The organism is Rhizobium sp. SU303 (assembly GCF_021052345.1).
In the GTDB taxonomy this organism is placed as follows: Bacteria; Pseudomonadota; Alphaproteobacteria; order Rhizobiales; family Rhizobiaceae; genus Rhizobium; species Rhizobium laguerreae.
Genome location: NZ_CP088095.1, coordinates 323,197 through 343,278 on the forward strand (window position 1 = coordinate 323,197; position 20,082 = coordinate 343,278).

At 60.3% G+C, this 20,082-nt stretch carries 22 protein-coding genes; 17 read left to right on the forward strand and 5 right to left on the reverse strand.

The genetic code is table 11. The features are described 5' to 3' along the window. Window positions 1-46 precede the first annotated feature (46 nt). From fliG to motA, 4 genes are all read right to left on the reverse strand, one after another. Entirely contained in the window at window positions 47-1,087 is a 1,041-nt protein-coding gene (gene fliG, locus RlegSU303_RS01615; protein WP_017958984.1) for a flagellar motor switch protein FliG, read from the reverse strand. Between the two features lie 28 nt (window positions 1,088-1,115). Further along, complete coding sequence (fliN, locus tag RlegSU303_RS01620; RefSeq protein ID WP_094086728.1) at window positions 1,116-1,703, reverse strand: flagellar motor switch protein FliN; 588 nt, start codon at window positions 1,701-1,703, stop codon at window positions 1,116-1,118. Between the two features lie 65 nt (window positions 1,704-1,768). After that, complete coding sequence (locus tag RlegSU303_RS01625) at window positions 1,769-2,719, reverse strand: FliM/FliN family flagellar motor switch protein (RefSeq protein WP_017958986.1); 951 nt, start codon at window positions 2,717-2,719, stop codon at window positions 1,769-1,771. Beyond that, window positions 2,720-3,592 carry a flagellar motor stator protein MotA gene (motA, locus tag RlegSU303_RS01630; RefSeq protein ID WP_011650470.1) on the reverse strand — a complete coding sequence of 291 codons (873 nt, stop codon included), beginning with the start codon at window positions 3,590-3,592 and terminating at the stop codon, window positions 2,720-2,722. It abuts the gene before it with no gap. 254 nt (window positions 3,593-3,846) lie between these two features. On the opposite strand from motA, the gene flgF reads away from it, so the two are divergent. From flgF to fliP, 13 genes are all read left to right on the forward strand, one after another. Continuing rightward, a complete protein-coding gene (gene flgF, locus RlegSU303_RS01635; protein ID WP_017958987.1) occupies window positions 3,847-4,581 on the forward strand; it encodes a flagellar basal-body rod protein FlgF in 735 nt (244 codons plus the stop codon). A gap of 116 nt (window positions 4,582-4,697) precedes the next feature. Next, window positions 4,698-6,098, forward strand: a complete 1,401-nt coding sequence (gene fliI / locus RlegSU303_RS01640) for a flagellar protein export ATPase FliI (protein ID WP_017958988.1) — start codon at window positions 4,698-4,700, stop codon at window positions 6,096-6,098. Between the two features lie 2 nt (window positions 6,099-6,100). Continuing rightward, window positions 6,101-6,643 carry a hypothetical protein gene (locus tag RlegSU303_RS01645; RefSeq protein ID WP_017958989.1) on the forward strand — a complete coding sequence of 181 codons (543 nt, stop codon included), beginning with the start codon at window positions 6,101-6,103 and terminating at the stop codon, window positions 6,641-6,643. Between the two features lie 267 nt (window positions 6,644-6,910). Further along, window positions 6,911-7,303 (forward strand): flagellar basal body rod protein FlgB, encoded by a 393-nt coding sequence (gene flgB, locus RlegSU303_RS01650; RefSeq protein ID WP_017958990.1) that lies wholly within the window; start codon window positions 6,911-6,913, stop codon window positions 7,301-7,303. A 4-nt stretch (window positions 7,304-7,307) separates the two neighbouring features. Next, complete coding sequence (gene flgC, locus RlegSU303_RS01655) at window positions 7,308-7,724, forward strand: flagellar basal body rod protein FlgC (protein WP_003545531.1); 417 nt, start codon at window positions 7,308-7,310, stop codon at window positions 7,722-7,724. Between the two features lie 2 nt (window positions 7,725-7,726). Continuing rightward, the gene (locus RlegSU303_RS01660; protein WP_017958991.1) at window positions 7,727-8,068 is read left to right on the forward strand and encodes a flagellar hook-basal body complex protein FliE; all 342 of its coding nucleotides are present in this window, start codon (window positions 7,727-7,729) and stop codon (window positions 8,066-8,068) included. 19 nt (window positions 8,069-8,087) lie between these two features. Continuing rightward, a complete protein-coding gene (gene flgG, locus RlegSU303_RS01665) occupies window positions 8,088-8,876 on the forward strand; it encodes a flagellar basal-body rod protein FlgG (RefSeq protein WP_003545534.1) in 789 nt (262 codons plus the stop codon). A gap of 17 nt (window positions 8,877-8,893) precedes the next feature. Further along, on the forward strand, window positions 8,894-9,376 hold the full coding sequence (flgA, locus tag RlegSU303_RS01670) for a flagellar basal body P-ring formation chaperone FlgA (RefSeq protein WP_017958992.1): 483 nt from the start codon (window positions 8,894-8,896) through the stop codon (window positions 9,374-9,376). Beyond that, window positions 9,373-10,494 (forward strand): flagellar basal body P-ring protein FlgI, encoded by a 1,122-nt coding sequence (locus tag RlegSU303_RS01675; protein ID WP_003545536.1) that lies wholly within the window; start codon window positions 9,373-9,375, stop codon window positions 10,492-10,494. The genes flgA and RlegSU303_RS01675 overlap by 4 nt, the downstream gene beginning before the upstream one ends. Beyond that, window positions 10,491-11,033 (forward strand): MotE family protein, encoded by a 543-nt coding sequence (locus tag RlegSU303_RS01680; protein WP_012756064.1) that lies wholly within the window; start codon window positions 10,491-10,493, stop codon window positions 11,031-11,033. The genes RlegSU303_RS01675 and RlegSU303_RS01680 overlap by 4 nt, the downstream gene beginning before the upstream one ends. Then, the gene (gene flgH / locus RlegSU303_RS01685; RefSeq protein ID WP_017958993.1) at window positions 11,030-11,746 is read left to right on the forward strand and encodes a flagellar basal body L-ring protein FlgH; all 717 of its coding nucleotides are present in this window, start codon (window positions 11,030-11,032) and stop codon (window positions 11,744-11,746) included. The genes RlegSU303_RS01680 and flgH overlap by 4 nt, the downstream gene beginning before the upstream one ends. Window positions 11,747-11,758: 12 nt before the next feature. After that, window positions 11,759-12,265: a flagellar basal body-associated FliL family protein gene (locus RlegSU303_RS01690; RefSeq protein ID WP_017958994.1), complete on the forward strand. Its 507-nt coding sequence runs from the start codon at window positions 11,759-11,761 to the stop codon at window positions 12,263-12,265. Then, a complete protein-coding gene (fliP, locus tag RlegSU303_RS01695) occupies window positions 12,262-12,999 on the forward strand; it encodes a flagellar type III secretion system pore protein FliP (RefSeq protein ID WP_017958995.1) in 738 nt (245 codons plus the stop codon). Before RlegSU303_RS01690 ends, fliP begins: the two co-directional genes overlap by 4 nt. A gap of 145 nt (window positions 13,000-13,144) precedes the next feature. Here the strand turns inward: fliP and RlegSU303_RS01700 are convergent, their stop codons facing one another. Beyond that, entirely contained in the window at window positions 13,145-15,118 is a 1,974-nt protein-coding gene (locus RlegSU303_RS01700; protein ID WP_017958996.1) for an O-linked N-acetylglucosamine transferase, SPINDLY family protein, read from the reverse strand. Window positions 15,119-15,549: 431 nt separating this feature from the next. On the opposite strand from RlegSU303_RS01700, the gene RlegSU303_RS01705 reads away from it, so the two are divergent. From RlegSU303_RS01705 to RlegSU303_RS01720, 4 genes are all read left to right on the forward strand, one after another. Continuing rightward, the gene (locus tag RlegSU303_RS01705; protein WP_017958997.1) at window positions 15,550-16,455 is read left to right on the forward strand and encodes a flagellin N-terminal helical domain-containing protein; all 906 of its coding nucleotides are present in this window, start codon (window positions 15,550-15,552) and stop codon (window positions 16,453-16,455) included. Between the two features lie 282 nt (window positions 16,456-16,737). After that, the gene (locus tag RlegSU303_RS01710; RefSeq protein ID WP_017958998.1) at window positions 16,738-17,646 is read left to right on the forward strand and encodes a flagellin N-terminal helical domain-containing protein; all 909 of its coding nucleotides are present in this window, start codon (window positions 16,738-16,740) and stop codon (window positions 17,644-17,646) included. Between the two features lie 245 nt (window positions 17,647-17,891). Beyond that, a complete protein-coding gene (locus RlegSU303_RS01715; RefSeq protein ID WP_026158527.1) occupies window positions 17,892-18,803 on the forward strand; it encodes a flagellin N-terminal helical domain-containing protein in 912 nt (303 codons plus the stop codon). A gap of 300 nt (window positions 18,804-19,103) precedes the next feature. Continuing rightward, window positions 19,104-20,066, forward strand: a complete 963-nt coding sequence (locus tag RlegSU303_RS01720) for a flagellin N-terminal helical domain-containing protein (protein ID WP_017959000.1) — start codon at window positions 19,104-19,106, stop codon at window positions 20,064-20,066. The last annotated feature ends 16 nt before the right edge of the window (window positions 20,067-20,082 follow it).

A 20,082-nucleotide genomic window follows, 5' to 3' on the forward strand; every position in this document is an offset into this window, starting at 1 on the left:
AACAGCCGCCTTTCGGCATGCCGGATTTGTCAACAGTCTCGACGTTTTAGGCGGCCGCCGAAGCGTTGCCTTCCTTTTCCTTGAGCTCGATCTGGCCGGAGTTGGCCAGGCGAATCGCTTCCTGCGCTACGGCGCGGCGGGCAATCGCGATCTCGCGCGGATTGACGCCGCCCATGCCGCTCTGCAGATCCGATTCGATCATGCGGCGCTGGCGTGGGCTGATGGCAGAGAGAACCGATTCGCGGATCTCGGGTGGCGACCCGCGCAGCGCGACGGTGAGCACGTCCGCCGAGATGTCGTTCAGCAGCATGACGCGGCTGCGCTGCGGCATGTACATGAGGTCCTCGAACAGGAAGATCTTCGGGCGAACCTTGTTGACCGACTCGCGGCTGATCGATTCGAGCGAGCTGAGCAGCGTGTCGACCTGCGGCTTGTCGAGTTCGTTCATGAGATCGGCGACCTTCGTCGAGCCGGCTGCATTGCGCTCTGCCTCGACCTCGGCAAGCAGCGTCATGACCTGGTTTTCGATGATCTGCGCAGCCTTCGGGCTGACCGCCTTCATGTTGACCGTTCTGTTCATGATGTCGGCGCGGCGGTTGTCGGGAAGCTGCAGCAGCACCTTGGCGCCGAAGGCGGAGGGCATCATCGAAAGAATATAGGCGACGGTCTGCGGATGTTCGCGCAGCAGGAACTGTGCGACGAATGTCGGCTCCGCCTCGCTGAGGCGATCCCAGATCGAGGTTTCGTAGGCCTGGAATGCGGTGCGGCGGCCGAGCAGGCTGTCGACCTCGTCGGGCGTCAGGCCTTCTTCAAGAATGGCCTCGATCGCCTTGGCGTTGTCCATCAGCCCAGCGCCCTCAGTGAAGAGGTCTTCGAACTCGGAGACGAGCAACAGCAGCTCGTCCGGCGGAATAGCGCGCAGCGACTGGGCGGATGAGATAATGGTCTGCAGTTCGGCCTGGGTGAAATATTTCAACAGCCGGCCGGCGACGCCCTTTCCCATAGCGAGAAGAACAGCCGCCGCCTTTTCAGCCTGGGTCAACGGTTTCCCGGCTAGTGCGCCGCCGAAATCGTCAAAGTCCATCATGGTCTAACCTCTCCGTCCCACACAGGGATCAGGCTTTTCTCGTACTCAAAACTTCAATCAGTTTCACACCGAATCGCGTGTCGTCGTTATCAAGCACCGTAATTTCACCGCGGGCAATCCTGCGGCCATTCACCATGATCTCGACCGGTTCACCGATCTTCTTGTCGAGGGCGATCGTCGCCCCTTCATTGAGGTTCATCAGGCCGGAGACCTGCATGCGGCTGGTGCCGAGCACAATCTGGACGTCGATCGGGATGTCCATGATCAGGTCGAAGTTGGAATTCAAAGCGCTGCCGAGCGGGGCCGGCGACGCCTCGAAGGAGGGGCTGCTGCCGAAATCCATGCCGGCCGCCGGGCTGGCATCGCCGCCGCCGAAGTCGCCGCCGAAATCATCGCCGCCGAACGGGGTTTCCGAAGTCTCGCCGCCAAAGGCCGCCAGGTCCGTTCCTGCTGCGAACGGATCGCTCTGCAGGTCGCCGCCAAACTGCGACAGGTCGCCATCGGCATCCTGCTTCAGCACGCCGCGCAGATCGTCGATCGCCTGGTCGAGATCGGCTTCGCTGCCCGGAAGATCCAGGGAGAGGTCGCTGTTCTGCTGTGTTTTCTTCGTAGCCATAAAATCACTATTCCAGTTGAAACTTGCCTCAAACTGCCTTTGCAGCCCAAAAGCCAGAGAACCGATTAATTCATTAAATGACGGATGAGCTCGTCATCCGAGTTCATCGTATCCTTGACGCGGACCATGTAGTTTTCGCCTGAACGCCCGAACTCGCACACATACAATTCCTTGCTGTTGGCGCTGACCTCGACACGCACGTCGCCGTGGTCGCGGAACGGAATGACGTCGCCGACCATCAGCTTCGATATCGTGCGCAGCGTCAGGTCCTGCAGCCTGATCTTGGCCTCGAGCGTGACATGTGAGCGGCGGACCTGGTCGCCGAGCTGTTCGGTCCATTCCGCTGAGTTGCTGCTGGCCTGGCGTTTCGGCTTCGGCGGCGTCACCTTGGTCTTGAGCAGTGCCGTCTGCGGAACGATCAACGAAAATTCCGAAACGATGCCGGCAAGCGTGATCGACATGTTAATGGCGGCCGCGAATTCATCCGGACGATCCTCCTGCGGCCGGGCGCGCATGTCATGGGCGTACGGAGCCGAAAGGCTGGGTTCGAAACCGCCCGGCGCGTTGACAGCCGATCGCAGCACCTTGGCGATCTTGTCGAAGACCATGACCGCCAGATCGAGCTCGATGATCGACAGCAGCCGGTCGGCCGGTTCCTCGATCGTATCGGCTGTGGCGCCGAGCAGATGCTCCATCAGCGTGATGACGAAGCCGTTGCCGCAAGCAAGCGCAATGTTCTGCGACCAGTTGCGCAGCGTCGCGTCGACGAGTGTGACGTTCGCGCTCAGGTCTTCGATGAGGTGGTTCTTATAGCCAATCTCGCAGCCGAGATAGTTGACCGTCACGTCGAGACCGGTCTCGCTTTTGATGACGTCGGGAAAGAATTCGCTGTAGATTTCCCCGAAGGAGCTGCAGATCTTGGCGACCCTGCCTCTGTCGCCAAGCCCGCCTGTCAGCTTGGCGAGAAGGGAAGGATCCATTGCCGGTTTGTCATGCGAAGCATTGCTCATAGTCATTTAAGCCGCCTTGTTTTCGCCACCTGGGTTCATCATTTCCTGCTCGACCGCATCGATGGACGGTCGCTCGTAAGCCGAGATCGTCTTGCGACCGTATTCGAGAGCGACCTGCGGTACCGAGCCGTTCATATAGGCAAGCAGCGTCTGCTTGACGATGACGTAGAGGCGGTGCTGCTTGTTGCGCACGACCTTGATCTGGGAGACCAGCGGCGAGCAGACGCAGTAGGACAAGAGAATGCCGAGGAAGGTGCCGACGAGCGCCGAGCCGATCAGGTGACCGAGCACTTCGGGCGAATCGTTGATGTGGGCCATCGCTTTGATGACGCCGAGAACGGCCGCGACGATACCGATCGCCGGGAAGGAATCGCCCATGATCTGAATCGCGTGGTAGGGCTTCATCTTGTCGTGCATGATGGTGTTGAGCTCTTCATCCATCAGCGCCTCGATCTCGTGGCTGCGGGCGTTGCCGATGATGATCAGGCGCACGTAGTCGCAGATGAACGCCGTCAGTTCCTTGTTTTTCAGGACAGTCGGAGCCGATTGAAAGATCGTCGATTCGGCCGGATTGTCGATATGGGCTTCGATTTCGTTTCGCGACTTGGTGCGCAGGTCACGCATCAGCGAATAGAGCACGCCGAGCGTATCGAGATAGTTACGTTCCTTCGGCACGGCATGCTTGAAGGCTTCGCCAAGCGCCTTGCCGGAATCCTTCACCACCTTCATCGGGTTCGCCATGATGAAGCTGCCGAGACCGGCGCCACCGATGATGACGAATTCGAAGGGCTGGAACAGAGCGTTCACGTCGCCGCCCATCGCCATGAAGCTGCCGATGACACAGCCGCAAGTCACTATAAATCCGATAATGATGTTCATCGTCAGCCCAATCTGAACGTTGCTTTTCATTGAGACCGATAGGGTTTCTGCCTTGCGTGAGGCTGATGAAAGGCCCGCTCGCGAGGCATTTCCGCGTGCCAGCTTCGCGCAAGCATCTGCCGTCAGTCTAAAGGGGACGAATGGGTGTCCGCGCCCGTTTCTGAGATGCCGCCTCAGCGAAATCCCGGCCGAACCACATAAGACGAGGCCCGGCTTTTCGTTCCGTTCATCGCCAATGCTTGGAGCTTACCGACATGCAATCCGGTCTTTATGTTTCTCTGTCGTCGCAGATGGCCCTCGAAAAGCGCCTGACCACTATCGCAGACAACATGGCGAACGTGAACACGACCGGTTTTCGCGCCACCGAGGTGAAGTTCGACGAGATGGTGGCAGCCACCAAGAACAAGCTGAACACCAAGGTCGCGTTCGTTTCCCAGGGCAACGACTACCTGAACGAGGGAAATGGCGAGTTGCAGCACACCGGCAACATGCTCGATTTCGCCGTCAAGGGTGATGCCTGGTTTGCGCTCGACACGCCGGCCGGCCGGGTTCTGACACGGGACGGCCGCTTTACGATCAAGGATACCGGCGAACTCGTCTCGATCCGCGGATACCCGGTTCTTGACGCCGGCGGCGCGCCGATCCAGCTCAATACGACAGGCGGCGAGCCGGCCGTCGGCACTGACGGCATCATCTATCAGGGCGGCCGCCAGATCGGCTCGCTCGGCCTGTTCGAGGCCGATGTCAGCAAGGGTTACCTGCGCTACGAAAACAGCGGCATCATGACCACCGACCAGCCGCGCGCCGTCGTCGACCGCTTCAATGTCGGTGTCGAGCAGGGTTATCTCGAAAACTCCAACGTCAACGCCATGCGCGAGATCACCCAGCTGATTGAAGTCAACCGCGCCTTCGAAAGCGTCTCGTCGCTGATGCGCGACAGCGAGGATTCTTTCAAGGAAGCCGTCCAGACGCTCGGGGGCAGCCGCTAATGCATGTCGCCCAAAAGTGTCCGGCGGTTTTGGGAGAACGATATGAAGAACAAAGATCCAAAATAGGTCGCATGCAGCAAGCTGCACGCGACGTATTTTAGGGCGGGATTTGAAGCATGAGCACCACCCTACTATCAGTGGACGGTCTTTCTCCGAAGCTGGCGCATCTGGCGGACCTCGTCGACCGATACGCATCGCCGGAGTTCGCGGTTGCCCATGGCGGCCGCGTGCAGACCATCGCTGCCGGCCACTACACGGTTCACGGTCTCTCCCGCCATGTTCGTCTCGGCGAGTTCGTGGCCCATAAATCGGCCACCGGCATCCATCTCGGCGAGGTCGTGCGCGTCGAGCCGGAACTGATCTATGTCTGCCCGATCGAACCCGGCGAACCGATCGGTATCCATGATACCGTCATCCGCAAGGGCGCCTTCCGCATTTCACCGACGGACAGCTGGTGCGGGCGCACCGTCAACTCGCTCTGCGAGCCGATCGACGGGTTGGGTCCGATCACCGAAGGCCTCGATCGCCGCTCGATCTCCAATACCGCGCCGCCATCGATGACCCGCAAGCGTGTCGAGACCGGCTTCAAGACCGGCGTGCGCGCGATCGACATCTTTTCGCCGCTCTGCCTCGGCCAGCGCCTCGGCATCTTCGCCGGTTCCGGCGTCGGCAAGTCGACGCTTCTGTCCATGCTCGCCCGCGCCGATGCCTTCGACAAGGTTGTCATTGCGCTCGTTGGCGAACGCGGCCGCGAAGTGCGCGAATTCATCGAGGATACGCTCGGCAGCAATATGAAGAAGGCGATCGCGGTCGTCGCCACCAGCGACGAAAGCCCGATGCTGCGCAAGATGGCACCGCTGACGGCGGTCACTATCGCCGAGCATTTCCGCGACAAGGGCGAGAACGTCCTCTTCATCGTCGATAGCGTCACGCGTTTCGCCCATGCGATCCGCGAGGTGGCGACCGCCTCCGGCGAGCCGCCGATCGCGCGCGGTTATCCCGCCTCCGTTTTCACCGAGCTGCCGCGCCTCCTAGAACGCGCCGGTCCCGGTCCCGAGGGCGCCGGCACCATCACGGCGATCATCTCGATCCTCGTCGACGGCGACAATCACAATGACCCGATCGCCGATTCGACCCGCGGCATCCTCGACGGACATATCGTCCTGCAGCGCAGTCTCGCCGAGGAAGGGCGGTATCCCCCGATCGATCCGCTCGCCTCGATCTCGCGTCTTGCCCGCAAGGCCTGGACGCCGGATCAGGAAAAGCTGGTATCGCGGCTGAAGGTGCTGATCCATCGTTTCGAAGAGACGCGCGACCTGCGCATGATCGGCGGTTACCGTCAGGGGGCTGATCCCGATCTCGACATGGCGATCAAGCAGGTGCCGATTATTTACGACGTCCTGAAGCAGTCTCCGGGCGATCGCGACTCGCTCGACGCTTTCGCCGATCTCGCCGGCGCGCTCAAGGCTGCAGCCGGCATGGGCAATCAGGGCGCACCTATTCAGAGGAGAGGCTAGACGTGGCTGATTTCGACGACGAACGTATCGCTTCCCTGAAGCAGCGCAGGAAGGCCGCCATCCTGGATCGGTTTCTGACCTTCTCCGGCCTGGCGCTTGCCGGCGCCTCCGCCTTCTTTCCCTGGTACGTCTTCTTCAACGCGGACAAATTCGGCATCAATGTCGCCGCCAGCGAGAATTCGCGTGAACTGCCGGATTGGCCGGCCCGCAACGTCTTCAGCGTCTCGCCGCTTGCCATGGTCAACAAGAACGAGGCGGACAAGAAGACCCCGCCGATTGATCCGCTGACGACGGCGACGGTCTCCGATCTCGGCAAGGAGCGCGATGGCCGTGCCATACAGGAAGACCAGCCTTTCCCCGGCAAATCTTCCTTCCGCCTGCTGCATGTTTCCAACGGCCGGGCGCTGATCGAGGATCCCTCGGGCATGTATGTGGTGCGCATCGGCTCGATCCTGCCCGACGAAAGCCGCCTTGCGACACTCGAGCAGCGCGACGGCAAATGGGTGATCGTCACCTCCAAGGGCGAGATCTACCAGAACAATTGAACCTGTCCGCAAACGCCGAAGGCAACTGGGGCTCCGCCGCGAACCGGCCGGAGCCCCTGTTTTTTATTCCGTCATTCCTTCGATCAATTCCGATTTAGGGAATGACGCAGCAATTCAAAGAGTTACAGCGTTCTTGCATGTCCGAAAGACGCGCGGCGCCGTCATCGCGGCGGCCTTGGCCGAAAACTGCCCCGAAGCCTGAATTCCCCGTAAGTCCCACGCAAGATTACCGCACTAGGTTCGGGACAGTAAAAACGGAGAGTTCTCATGCAACCGATCCAACTTTTCGACTTGGCTTCGCGGCAGGCGGAATGGCTGACGATCCGTCAGCAGGTTGTTGCCGGCAACATCGCGAATGCCAATACGCCGAAGTTCCGCGCCAAGGACGTTACGCCCTTTGATGCGGTGCTCGACAATTCCGATATCAACATGGCGCGCACCAATCCGGCGCATCTCAGCGGCAACGATTTCAGCGACAGCGGCGATATCGACGTCAAGGACGCCGCGCTCGACCAGGAAATCGGCGTCCAGGAATCCGGCAATACGGTCGGTTTGGCCGAGGAGCTCTCCAAGTCGGGCGATATCAAGCGCCAGTACGATCTGAACACCTCGCTGGTCAGTTCCTTCAACCGCATGATGTTGATGACGGTCAGGAGGTAAAGTCATGGATCCGCTTTCAGCAGCAATGAAAATCGCCGGTTCCGGGCTCGAGGCGCAGTCGACGCGCCTGCGCATCGTTTCGGAAAACATCGCCAATGCCCGCTCGACCGGCGACACGCCCGGTGCTGACCCCTATCGCCGCAAGACGATTACCTTCGGCCAGCAGATGGATCGCAGCAACGGCGTCGAGACTGTCGGCGTCAAGAAGGTCGGCGTCGACGAAGGCGACTTCAGCACTGAATTCGACCCCAGCAATCCGGCTGCGGATCAGAAGGGCGTCGTCAAACTGCCGAACGTCAATATCCTGGTCGAGATGGCCGACATGCGCGAAGCCAACCGCTCGTATGACGCCAATCTGCAGACCATCAAACAGACCCGCGATCTCATCTCCTCCACGATCGACCTCCTGAAGAGCCAATAATAATGATCAGCAGCGTCCAGAATGTCAGCAACCTTTCGATGACCCGTGCGCTCGGCGCCGTCGATACCGAAAATTCCGCCTCGTCGTCTGCCGCCACCATGCCGGGCGCCGCAGGTGCGGCCAACGGCATGAGCTTCGCCTCCATCATGGGCAACATGGCGAGCGATGCGGTCAATAGCCTGAAGGGTGCGGAAAGCATGTCCTTTGCCGGTATCAAGGGCACGGCGACGACGCGTGAAGTCGTCGATTCCATGCTCCAGGCCGAGCAGACGCTGCAAACCGCGATTGCCATCCGCGACAAGGTCGTCTCGGCCTTTCTCGAAGTCACCAAGATGCAGATGTAACTGATTTGAGGACGAACACATGAGAGCGCTCGCCATCGCAGCAACGGGCATGGATGCCCAGCAGACCAATCTGGAAGTCATCGCGAACAACATCGCGAACATCAATACGACCGGTTTCAAGCGCGCCCGCGCCGAATTCTCGGATCTTCTCTACCAGACCGAACGTGCCAAGGGTGTCGCCAACCGCGCCAACCAGGCCGTCGTTCCGGAAGGTGCCAATATCGGCCTCGGCGTCCAGACCTCGGCGGTCCGCAACCTGCATCTCCAGGGCGAACTGACCCAGACCGGCAACGATCTCGACGTAGCGCTGATCGGCAAGGGCTTCTTCCAGATCCAGTCGACCGACGGTACGACGCTTTACAGCCGTGCCGGCGCCTTCAACAAGAACGACCAGGGCCAACTCGTCACCATCGACGGCTACGAGGTCCTTCCCGGCATCACCATTCCGACGGGCTCGACCGAACTGACGATCAGCCGCTCCGGCCAGGTCTCGGCCAAGCTGCCAGGAGCGACGGAGGCGACCGAGCTCGGCCAGTTGACCCTTGCCGACTTCGTCAACGAGGCGGGTCTCCAGCCGCTCGGCGACAATCTCTTCCAGGAAACGCCGGCCTCCGGCGAAGCCGTCATCGGCAATCCTGACGAGGAAGGTTTCGCCTACATGAAACAGGGTTACCTGGAATCTTCGAACGTCGACCCGGTGAAGGAAATCACCGAGCTGATCTCGGCCCAGCGCGCTTACGAAATGAATTCCAAGGTGATCACCACCGCTGATGAAATGGCCTCCATCGTCAGCAAGAACCTGAAGTAAAGGGAAGGGCCGAAAACATGATGTTTTGCCGGGCAGGACACATCTCAGGATGGGTGGCGGCAGCCACGATCGCAGTCGCAGGCATTTTCCTGCCCGCGGACGTGGATGCCGGCATGGGTTATGCCGTCGTCCCGACGACGATCATCTACCCCGGCGACATATTGTCGTCGAGCCAGCTTCAGGAGGTCGAGGTCACCAACCCCAACCTCGCCGGCGATTATGCCAAATCCATTTCCCAGGTCGAAGGCATGGTCTCCAAGCGCACGCTGTTGCCGGGCCGCACGATTTCGGTTTCGGGTCTGCGCGAGGCCTATACGGTGACGCGCGGCTCTTCGATCCGCCTGGTCTTATCGCTCGGCGCGATGACGATCTCCGCCGCCGGCACGCCGCTCGAAGACGGCACGATCGGGCAGGTCGTTCGCGCGCGCAATATGGACTCCGGCGTCATCGTCAGCGGCACGGTGCTTGCGGACGGCACGGTCCATGTGAGGGCAAAATGAAATTGTTCTTCCGTTTCGTCACCCTTGTCGCGGTTCTCGCCATGAGTTTGGCCGATGTCGCGCCCGCCTGGGCGCTGACCTCCCGCATCAAGGATATTGCCTCCCTTCAGGCCGGGCGCGATAACCAGCTGATCGGTTATGGCCTCATCGTCGGCCTGCAGGGAACCGGCGACGGCTTCCGTGCCTCGCCCTTCACCGAGCAGTCGATGCGGGCGATGCTGCAGAATCTCGGCATCTCGACGCAGGGCGGCCAGTCCAACGCCAAGAATACCGCGGCCGTGATGGTCACCGCCAACCTGCCGCCCTTCGCAAGTCCCGGCAGTCGTATCGACGTGACGGTGAGCTCGCTCGGCGACGCGACGTCGCTGCGCGGCGGCACGCTCGTCATGACCTCGCTTTCCGGCGCCGACGGCCAGATCTATGCCGTCGCGCAGGGCGCTGTCATCGTCTCCGGTTTCCAAGCGCAGGGCCAGGCGGCGACCGTAACCGAAGGCGTCACCACCGCGGGCCGCGTGCCCGGCGGCGCGATCATCGAACGTGAACTGCCGTCCCGCTTCAAGGACTCGGTCAATCTCGTCCTGCAGCTGCGCAACCCAGACTTCTCGACGGCGATCCGTATCGCCGACATCGTCAACGGTTATGCCTCGGCGCGCTTCGGCGGCCCGGTCGCCGAAGCCAAGGATTCGCAGGAAGTCGTGATCCAGAAGCCGCGCGCGGCCGATCTCACCCGGCTGATGGCCGACGTCGAAAACCTCATCGTCGAAACCGATACGCCGGCCAAGGTGGTCATCAACGAGCGCACCGGAACGATCGTTATCGGCTCCGACGTCCGCGTCTCGCCGGTCGCCGTCAGCTACGGCACCTTGACTGTCCAGGTCACCGAGACGCCGCAGATCATCCAGCCCGAACCCTTCTCGCGCGGCCGGACCGCCGTGCAGCCGCAGACCGATATCGCGGCCGAGCAGACTGGCGGGCGCGTCGCCATCATCGACGGTCCAGATCTCAGGACCCTTGTCGCCGGCCTCAACAATATCGGTGTGAAACCGGATGGCATCATCGCCATTCTCCAGGGCATCAAGTCGGCAGGCGCCCTGCAGGCGGAGCTTGTGCTGCAATGATTGATATCATCAACCCTGACATGACGGTTCTGCAATTGCTGCGCCGGCTGGCGCTGCCGGCCGCAGGCCTCGTCCTTCTGTCGATCCCCAGCGCCTTCGCGCAGGAACATGCGCCGGCAGGCGACATCACCTCCCAGGACGAGATCAAGCAGTTCTGCACCAACATTGCAGAGCCTGCCCGCGACCAGCGTTATCTCCTGCAGAAGCAGGAGCTGGAAAAGCTTCGCGCCGACATCGACGCCCGCATGGCGGAAATGGACAAGCGCAAGGCCGAATACCAGGACTGGCTGAAACGGCGCGACGATTTCCTGAAGCAGGCGGAAGCCGGCCTCACTGAAATCTACAGAAAGATGAAGCCGGATGCGGCCGCACTTCAGTTGCAGGACATGAAGATCGAGGTGGCCTCCGCCGTGATCATGCGGCTCGGCCCGCGTCAGTCGAGCCTCATCCTCAACGAGATGGACCCTGAGAAGGCCGCGGTCATCGCCAGCGTCATCGCCAGTGCGTCCGATCCCAATACGTCGAAGGATCCTTCATGAATATGCGTTTCCCGGCCGCGATCGCTGCCCTCGCACTCCTTGCAGGTTGCCAGTCTCCGACGGCGGTCAGCGAGATCGGCCGTGCGCCTGCCATGAGCCCGATCGGCAGCGGCCTCGCCTACGGCCAGACGCCGCAGATGGCGCTTTATCCGAAGCAGCCGCGTGCTGTGGCGCAAGGCTATTCGCTGTGGAGCGATTCGCAGGCCGCCCTCTTCAAGGATGCACGCGCGCTCAACGTCGGCGACATCCTGACCGTCGACATCCAGATCAACGACAAGGCCTCCTTCGACAACGAGACCAACCGCAGCCGCACGAATTCAAGTGGCATGAACTGGGATGTCAACGCCCAGATCTTCGGCTGGACGCCCGAGTCGAAGACCGACCTGACTTATGGCTCCGACACCAGCACCGACGGCAAGGGCAAGATCGAACGAACCGATAAGCTCACCCTTCTGGTCGCCGCCGTCGTCACCGGCATTCTCGAAAACGGCAACCTCGTTATATCAGGCTCGCAGGAAGTCCGCCTGAACCAGGAACTGCGCATCCTGAACGTCGCCGGTATCGTTCGGCCGCAGGACGTCAATGCCGAGAACCAAATCTCCTACGACAAGATCGCCGAAGCCCGCATCTCGTACGGTGGTCGCGGCCGTCTGATGGAAGTGCAGCAGCCTCCGCGCGGCCAGCAGGCCGTCGACCTTTTCTCGCCGCTTTGAGGCTGAACGACGATGGCAGAGCCAGACGCAAGCACAGGTCAACAAAAGAAGAAATCCGGCGCGCTGATGACGATCATCGGCATCGCGGTCCTGACACTGCTCGGCGCCGGCGGCGGCTGGGCGGTCGGCACGATCGTCGCGCCCAACATCAAGGGCGCCAAGGAGGCCGAACAGGCCAAGGATGCGGAGGCGAAGAAGAAGGCCGAGGAAGGCCTGGCGCGCATCTCGACCGAGGCCAACAACGTCGTCCAGCTCGAGCCGATCACCTCGAACCTCGCCTACCCTTCAGAAAACTGGGTGCGACTCGAAGTCGCGCTGCTGTTCAACGGGCCGCCGGATGTCAAGGTTTCCGAGGATATTCACCAGGATATCCTCGCTTATATCAGGACCGTTTCCCTCCAGCAGATCGAGGGACCGCGGGGCTTTCAATATCTCAAGGATGACATCCAGGAACGTGTTGACCTTCGCTCGCAAGGGCGGGTATCGAAGGTCATGTTCAGGACATTTGTCATCGAATGATTCGTCTCATAGTTTTCCTTGCCGCCATGATGGCGGTACCGGAACTGGCGGTGGCACAGCAGCTGCCGACTGACTTGTTGAACGTGCCGGTCGATGGTTCCGTCGCCGCCTGGATCATCCGCACATTCGGCCTACTGACCATTCTTTCGGTCGCGCCGGGTATCCTGATCATGGTGACGAGCTTTCCGCGCTTCATCATCGCTTTTTCGATCCTGCGTTCAGGGATGGGCCTCTCCTCGACGCCCTCCAACATGATCCTCTTGTCGCTGTCGCTGTTCATGACCTTCTACGTCATGTCGCCGACCTTCGATCAGGCCTGGCAGAGCGGCGTGCAGCCGCTGCTTGCCAATCAGATCAACGAGACCGAGGCGGTCCAGCGTATCGCCGAACCCTTCCGCACCTTCATGGCGGCCAATACCCGCGACAAGGATCTGGCGCTCTTCGTCGATCTGGCGCGCGAACGCGGACAAAATATCCAGACGACCGATCCGATCGACTACCGCGTGCTGATCCCGGCCTTCATGATTTCCGAAATTCGCCGCGGCTTCGAGATCGGCTTCCTCGTCGTGCTGCCGTTCCTCGTCATCGACCTCATCGTCGCGACCATCACCATGGCGATGGGCATGATGATGCTGCCGCCGACCTCGATCTCGCTGCCTTTCAAGATTCTCTTCTTCGTGCTGATCGACGGCTGGAACCTGCTCGTCGGCAGCCTGGTGCGCTCGTTCAGCTGACCGGCTGCCGCCGCTTGGATTATTCGTCAATGAAAGGACCCGCCGGATTGCTCCGGCGGGTCCTTTCATTATGCAGCAATTCAAAGTGCCACAGCGTCCTTTACGCCTCTGAAAGACGCGCGGCGCTGTAGCGGTCGGAAAAGCCTCACTCGGCCGCGAACGGCGCCGTGCGCGGCGGCAGCGCCGGAATGTCCATGTGATCGGGTGCAAGACCCTGCTTGGCGCGCTTGGCCATGGCTTCATAGGCCTTCTCCAGATGGTCGCAGAACCGTTCGGCATCGAAGAGGGGCGCGATATAACGCTTCTCCTTGAGATGCGCCTTGTATTCGGCGATCCGTCCGGGATTTTGCGCCAGTTCGACGGCCATATCCTCATAGGCCTGCAGGTCGGGCGCGACGAGATGGGGCAGATCGATGGCCCTGAGCAGGCTCTCGCTGACGCGTGAAGCAAAGTTCGTGCCCTTGACGGTCAGGACCGGCAGGCCGCCCCAGAGCTGCTCCGAGGTGGTCGTATGGCCGTTGACGGGGAAGGTATCGATGCCGAGGTCGGCTGCCTGCTGACGGTCGATATGTTCTTCATAGGGCGCGCGCGGGCAGAAGATGATCCGCTTGGGCGAAATGCCGGCCGTCTGGAACTGCTTCAACAAGTTTGCCTGGTTGCGCGGCGTATTCGCCATCAGCCAGAGCACGCTGTTCGGCGCGCGCTTGAGGATCCGGCACCAGCTGTCGATCGTCTCCGGCGTAATTTTGCGGTTGCCGTTGAAGGACGCGAAGATGAAGGCCTCTTCCGGCAAGCCGAGCTTTTCGCGGGTAACGGGGCGGGGCTTCGGGCGATGCATCGGGTCGTTCGGTTGGTAGCTCTCCGGCAGCCGGCAGAACTTCTCATGATAGAAGGGCTTTGCCACATCAGGCAGCACGGAATGGTCGCCAATGACGTAGTCCAGATCGATATTGACCGTGCTGCCGGGAAAACCGAGCCAGCCGACATGCACGGGTGCCAGCGGCAGGTTGAAGGCCGTCGCACGGCTGCCTGATGTATGGCCCTTCAGGTCGACCATGATGTCGATATTGTGCTCGCGCACCACTTCCAGCACGGCCTGATCGGAGAAGCCGTGAACGGTGACGATCCGGCCCCAGCGGCTGCGGTCGGTAGTATTGTGCTTGAGGTACTCCGGGCCCGTATGGCAGAAGAGCGTCACATCGAACCGGTCCTTGTCGTGCAGTTCAAGGATGCGCTGCAAGAGCTTCATCGTCGCGTGGCTATCCCAGAAGTCCGATGACATGTAGCCGATCCGGATCTTGTCCGACCAGCTGTGCGGCTGGCTGCGGCGGAAGGACACCCGTTCCGGGTTGAGGGGGGCGAAGCCGATCGTCGCATACCGGTTGAAGTCTTCGTTGCCGCACCAGTGCAGGTGATAGAACGGATTATCCTTGCGCAGGATCTCGATATCGCCTTTTGCGAGAGCAGCGTCGATCACCGCCTGATGTTTGCTGGCCTCTTCGAACTCATTGAATTCGCGGGCGAAAACCAGATGCAGGAAGCGGAATGCGAGATTGCCGGGAAACCGCTTGAAGAGGTTGCGCGAGAGGCTCTGGTTGGTTGGGTCGTTCAGATCGTCGCTGAGAAGCAAGGCCGCCAGGCGCATATGATCGGGATTTTGGCTCTGCGACAGCACCGTCTTGAACGGCCGGATGATATCCCGCTGCTGGCGCTTCAGATAGATCGCGGTGATGATGAAGGCGAGTTCCGGGTCTTCCTGCGCCTTGCTGAGGTTCCGCATGGCGATCAGCAAGGCGTCGTCCTCGCTGCCGGTTTCGTAGTGCAGCTTGGCAGCCTGTTTCTGATATTCGTAGGCGTTCGGTCCTTCGCAGTTGCCGGCCAGGCCATAGGCTTTCGCGGCATCGGCTTTGAAGCCGAGCTGCACGAGGTTCTTGGCCAGCAACGCATAGGTCTTGGCGTCCTGCTGGATATCCATCAGCTGGTTGAGCGTCGCCAAGGACTGTGTGTAGCGGCCCATCTGGTAATCCTTGGATGCCGCAGAGAACGAAACTTTGCTGTTCAAAACCCAACTCCGTGAAGGAAATGTTCTGGCATGGCTGTCGATCGCCGAAGCGCGCACGGACCGTCCTCCCAAGAACGGGGTCAGTCCGATGATGCTATCCCGGCATCTGCCATACTGGCATTCGAAGCTTGCTTGAAACCGGTGGCGCGATGAGCGCCTGCTTTGTTCGGAAAGCCTCGACTGTCCCAGGAAAGCGCCCATTTCGCCGGTAAAGTTCGCTTTTGCCGCTCGAATTCGGATGCTAAAAATTATCTTCAGCAGGCATTAACTAAGCCTTGTGAGATGGCATTAACTATGCCCCGCAAGGAGCCGGCCCAGGGTCGGTATTTTTAAGAAGTTGGCAAGCATTGGCTGCGAAATTGCCCTGGACATGACGGGTTTGGGCCAAACAAAACAGGCGCCGAGTAGCATGAAGCTGGTCCGTCATCGCCGGTACTATAGTCCGGTATGTCCTCCTTTTTGTATCTAGTTTTCCAGGGGACAGACTTATGACAAGCATTAACACCAATTCTTCCGCACAGGCCGCTCTCCAGACGCTGCGTAGCGTCAACCAGGGCCTCAACCAGACGCAGAACCACGTTTCGTCGGGCTACCGCGTCGAAAAGGCTTCCGACAACGCTGCCTACTGGTCGATCGCAACGACCATGCGTTCTGATAACAAGGCTCTCTCGGCCGTCTCCGACGCTCTCGGCGTAGGCGCCGCCAAGGTCGACACCGCTTACACCGCCATGGACAGCGCCATCGACGTCGTCACCGACATCAAGGCTAAGCTCGTTGCCGCAACCGAAAGCGGCGTCGACAAGGCCAAGGTCCAGGAAGAAATCGGTCAGCTGCAGCAGCAGCTCCTGAGCATCGCTCAATCGGCTTCCTTCAACGGCGAAAACTGGGTGGCTGGTGCAGCCGGCACCAAGAGCGTCGTTTCCTCCTTCGTCCGCGACGGTTCCAACGCCGTTTCGATCAAGACGACCGATTACGTTCTCTCGAACACCTCCACCGGCAACGTCCTGTTCGGCATGAGCGGCGGCTCGGTCGAAACCTCCACCGGTATCCTTGGCACCTCGTCGGGCGCGACCGGCTCGATCTACGCGATGAGCATCACCACCTTCACCGCCGGCCAGATCCAGACGGCTTTGACCAACGTTGAAGCGGCTCTGAAGGCCATGACCAGCGCCGGTGCAGCTCTCGGATCGCTCTCCAAGCGCATCGACAGTCAGGACGACTTCGTCAACGCGCTCAGCGACTCGATCGACTCCGGTGTCGGCCGCCTCGTCGACGCCAACATGGAAGAAGAATCCTCCAAGCTCAGCGCCCTGCAGACCCAGCAGCAGCTGGCGATCCAGTCGCTGTCGATTGCGAACTCCTCTTCGCAGAACATCCTGTCGCTCTTCCGCTAAGACCGGTCGGCACAAGGCTTCCAAGTTTCGCGGCCGGGTCATCCCCGGCCGCGAAATGTTTTAACATAAGGTTAATGAAAATCCTTCTAAGTCTCAGATATTTTTACGCTATTTCCAATTTGAATTTAGCTTTCCTTAACCATCTTGCTGTCATCTAGGCCCATCGAAACGGCGAGTTAACCCTAACAGGAATGGTTAACAGGCATGATGCTGATCGCTGTGGGCCGGCCGAAAATCCGGAATGTCCCTTCTTAAAATCTGCCAACAAGGGGCAAGCAAACTATGACGAGCATCAACACCAACAACGCTGCAATGGCAGCCCTCCAGACTCTCCGTGGCATCAACCAGGGTCTCCAGGAAACCCAGGCCCACGTTTCGTCCGGCTATCGCGTCGGCAAGGCTTCCGACAACGCTGCCTACTGGTCGATCGCAACGACCATGCGTTCGGACAACAAGGCTCTCTCGGCTGTTTCCGACGCTCTCGGTCTCGGCGCGGCCAAGGTCGACACCGCTTACTCCGCCATGGACAGCGCCATCGACGTCGTCGGCAACATCAAGGCTAAGCTCGTTGCCGCCACTGAAAACGGCGTCGACAAGGCCAAGGTCCAGGAAGAAATCACCCAGCTGCAGCAGCAGCTCCTGAGCATTGCTCAGTCAGCCTCCTTCTCGGGCGAAAACTGGGTTGCCGGCGCAAACGGCACCAAGAGCGTCGTTTCCACCTTCGTCCGCGACGCCTCCAACGCCGTTTCGGTCAAGACGACCGACTACGTTCTCTCGAACACCTCCACCGGCAACGTCCTGTTCGGCATGAGCGGCGGCTCGGTCGAAACCTCCACGGGTATCCTCGGCACCTCGTCGGGCGCTACCGGCTCGGTCTACTCGATGAGCATCACCACCTTCACGCTCGGCCAGATCCAGACGGCTCTGACCAACGTTGAATCGGCTCTGAAGGCCATGACCAGCGCCGGCGCTGCTCTCGGCTCGATCTCCACCCGCATCGGCCTGCAGGAAGACTTCGTCAACGCGCTCAGCGACTCGATCGACTCCGGTGTCGGCCGCCTCGTCGACGCCAACATGGAAGAAGAATCCTCCAAGCTCAGCGCCCTGCAGACCCAGCAGCAGCTGGCGATCCAGTCGCTGTCGATTGCGAACTCCTCTTCGCAGAACATCCTCACGCTGTTCCGCGGCTAATAACCCGCAGAAACATCGGCCCGCCGGTCTTCGGCGGGCATTGGAATCGAGCCGCGCTCCGATGGAGCGCGGCTTTTTTAATTTCCGTTAACGATCGATTAACCATAATGCTGTCTTCTGCGGTCAACGAGACGGAGAGTTAACCAAATTTAAGAACCGGTTAACAGGCATGAGGCTGCTTCCCGTTCCCGGTACCTTTCCGGAATGTCCCTTTTTTCCACATGCCGACAAGGGGCAATCATTTCATGACCAGCATTTTGACGAACGTCGCGGCGATGGCCGCTCTTCAGACACTCCGTGGTATCAACGACAGCCTGGAGACGACGCAGAACCACGTATCGTCGGGTTACCGCGTCGAAAAGGCAGCCGATAACGCCGCTTACTGGTCGATCGCGACGACCATGCGTTCGGACAACAAGGCTCTCGGAGCTGTTTCCGACGCTCTCGGCCTCGGCGCCGCCAAAGTCGACACCGCTTACTCTGCCATGGACAGCGCCATCGACGTCATCAGCGAAATCAAGGCGAAAATTGTCGCCGCGACCGAAAAGGGCGTCGACAAGACCAAGGTCCAGGAAGAAATCAGCCAGCTGCAGCAGCAGCTCCTGAGCATCGCGCAATCGGCTTCCTTCTCCGGTGAAAACTGGGTTGCCGGCGCCGACGGCACCAAGAGCGTCGTTTCCACCTTCGTGCGTGATGGCAATGGCAATGTCTCCGTCAAGACGACGGACTACATTCTGAACTCGAGCTCCACAGGCAACGTCCTCTTCGGCATGACCTCGGCCGGCGTGATCGACACGAGTTCCGGCATCATCGGCACATCATATGGTACGATCGGCTCGATCTACTCGATGGACATCAGCACTTTCGGCTCGGCTGAGATCTCCATGGCTCTGACGTCGATCGAGGCCGGCCTGGAGGCGATGACCAAGGCTGCATCGCAGCTCGGCTCGATTTCCACGCGCATCGATCTACAGGAAAACTTCGTCGGCGCGCTCAGCGACTCGATCGAATCGGGTGTCGGCCGCCTCGTCGATGCCGACATGGAAGAGGAATCGAGCAAGCTGACGGCGCTGCAAACGCAGCAGCAGCTGGCCATCCAGTCACTGTCGATTGCCAACTCCAGCGCTCAGAACATCCTCACGCTGTTCCGCAGCTAAATCAGGCGCTGAAGCTGGACCCAATCTTGCGCCGTCGTCTGGCAGCAAGCGCAAAGTATCCCGGACCGCGCCCAAAATGGCGCGGTTCTTTCTTTTATATCAATGCTTTGGTCGGAATTGTGATGGCTGCATCAGGCTCAGTGCTGCGCACTTGCCCAACAGGTTGGTATCGAGTTAACTTCGCCTCGAGTTGATTTGCTTTTGCGACACGCCGGTAGAAACTCTGCCGGAGGCATGACGCCACTTCAGTCGCCGCCGGCAATCCGGCCTGCCCTTTCACCCCCATTCCGAGACCTGTCGATGACCGTTAAGATTACCAACGCGGCCGCGGTGAATGCGCTTGCGGTGCTGCGCAGCATCAACAAAGAAGCCAACCAGACCCAACAGCAAGTGTCCTCGGGATATCGTATCGAGACGGCCGCCGACGATGCGTCCTATTGGTCGGTCGCGACCGTCATGCGCTCGGACAGCACCAATCTCGGAACGATCGGAGATGCGCTCGGTCTCGGCGCTGCCAAGGTGGATGCGACCTACACGGCGATGACCTCGTCGATCGATCTCTTAAGCCAGATTCGCGCCAAGCTGGTTTCGGCAAGAGAGCCCGGCGCCGACAAGGACAAGATCAACGCCGAGATCAGCGAATACAAAGAGCAGTTGCAGACGATCGTTGAATCGACATCGTTTGCGGGTGAAAACTGGCTGTTGAACGGCGACACCGCTGCGCCGCCGACATGGCAGGTCATTTCGGGTTTCGTGCGCGCTCCGACCGGCGAATATCAGGCCCAGACCATCGATTTCCCATCCTCGCAGACCATTCTCATCGACAAGAACAATGCAAGTGGCGGCCTATTGACCAAGTCGGTCGATGCCAACGCGATCAACAACAGCGGCGCGACGTCGCGCAACTACTACCTTTTGAACGCCAACTCGACCACGCCCGCGGCAGGTACGGAAATTGCGATCGACAACAACACGACCGATGCGCAACTCACCGACATGCTTGACGTCACCGACGCGCTTCTCTCCTCGCTGACGACGACGGCCGCGTCCATCGGCGTGATGAAGGCGCGCATCGACGATCAGATCGACTATACCGCCGATCTGGCCGATTCGATCGACAAGAGCGTCGGCGCGCTCGTCGATACCGACATGGACGAGGCTTCGATCCGGCAGAAGGCGATCGAGACCCAGAAGCAGATGGCCGTGGAAGCGATCTCGATCCTCAACACGGCCGCAAGCAAGATCCTGATCCTGCTGGAATAGGGGCGGGCGCGATCAC

Coding starts and splice junctions, on each gene's coding strand:
- fliG (WP_017958984.1), bottom strand. CDS start 1,087: ATGATGGACTTTGACGATTTCGGCGGCGCACTAGCCGGGAAACCGTTG.
- fliN (WP_094086728.1), bottom strand. CDS start 1,703: ATGGCTACGAAGAAAACACAGCAGAACAGCGACCTCTCCCTGGATCTT.
- RlegSU303_RS01625 (WP_017958986.1), bottom strand. CDS start 2,719: ATGACTATGAGCAATGCTTCGCATGACAAACCGGCAATGGATCCTTCC.
- motA (WP_011650470.1), bottom strand. CDS start 3,592: ATGAACATCATTATCGGATTTATAGTGACTTGCGGCTGTGTCATCGGC.
- flgF (WP_017958987.1), top strand. CDS start 3,847: ATGCAATCCGGTCTTTATGTTTCTCTGTCGTCGCAGATGGCCCTCGAA.
- fliI (WP_017958988.1), top strand. CDS start 4,698: ATGAGCACCACCCTACTATCAGTGGACGGTCTTTCTCCGAAGCTGGCG.
- flgB (WP_017958990.1), top strand. CDS start 6,911: ATGCAACCGATCCAACTTTTCGACTTGGCTTCGCGGCAGGCGGAATGG.
- flgC (WP_003545531.1), top strand. CDS start 7,308: ATGGATCCGCTTTCAGCAGCAATGAAAATCGCCGGTTCCGGGCTCGAG.
- RlegSU303_RS01660 (WP_017958991.1), top strand. CDS start 7,727: ATGATCAGCAGCGTCCAGAATGTCAGCAACCTTTCGATGACCCGTGCG.
- flgG (WP_003545534.1), top strand. CDS start 8,088: ATGAGAGCGCTCGCCATCGCAGCAACGGGCATGGATGCCCAGCAGACC.
- flgA (WP_017958992.1), top strand. CDS start 8,894: ATGATGTTTTGCCGGGCAGGACACATCTCAGGATGGGTGGCGGCAGCC.
- RlegSU303_RS01675 (WP_003545536.1), top strand. CDS start 9,373: ATGAAATTGTTCTTCCGTTTCGTCACCCTTGTCGCGGTTCTCGCCATG.
- RlegSU303_RS01680 (WP_012756064.1), top strand. CDS start 10,491: ATGATTGATATCATCAACCCTGACATGACGGTTCTGCAATTGCTGCGC.
- flgH (WP_017958993.1), top strand. CDS start 11,030: ATGAATATGCGTTTCCCGGCCGCGATCGCTGCCCTCGCACTCCTTGCA.
- RlegSU303_RS01690 (WP_017958994.1), top strand. CDS start 11,759: ATGGCAGAGCCAGACGCAAGCACAGGTCAACAAAAGAAGAAATCCGGC.
- fliP (WP_017958995.1), top strand. CDS start 12,262: ATGATTCGTCTCATAGTTTTCCTTGCCGCCATGATGGCGGTACCGGAA.
- RlegSU303_RS01705 (WP_017958997.1), top strand. CDS start 15,550: ATGACAAGCATTAACACCAATTCTTCCGCACAGGCCGCTCTCCAGACG.
- RlegSU303_RS01710 (WP_017958998.1), top strand. CDS start 16,738: ATGACGAGCATCAACACCAACAACGCTGCAATGGCAGCCCTCCAGACT.
- RlegSU303_RS01715 (WP_026158527.1), top strand. CDS start 17,892: ATGACCAGCATTTTGACGAACGTCGCGGCGATGGCCGCTCTTCAGACA.
- RlegSU303_RS01720 (WP_017959000.1), top strand. CDS start 19,104: ATGACCGTTAAGATTACCAACGCGGCCGCGGTGAATGCGCTTGCGGTG.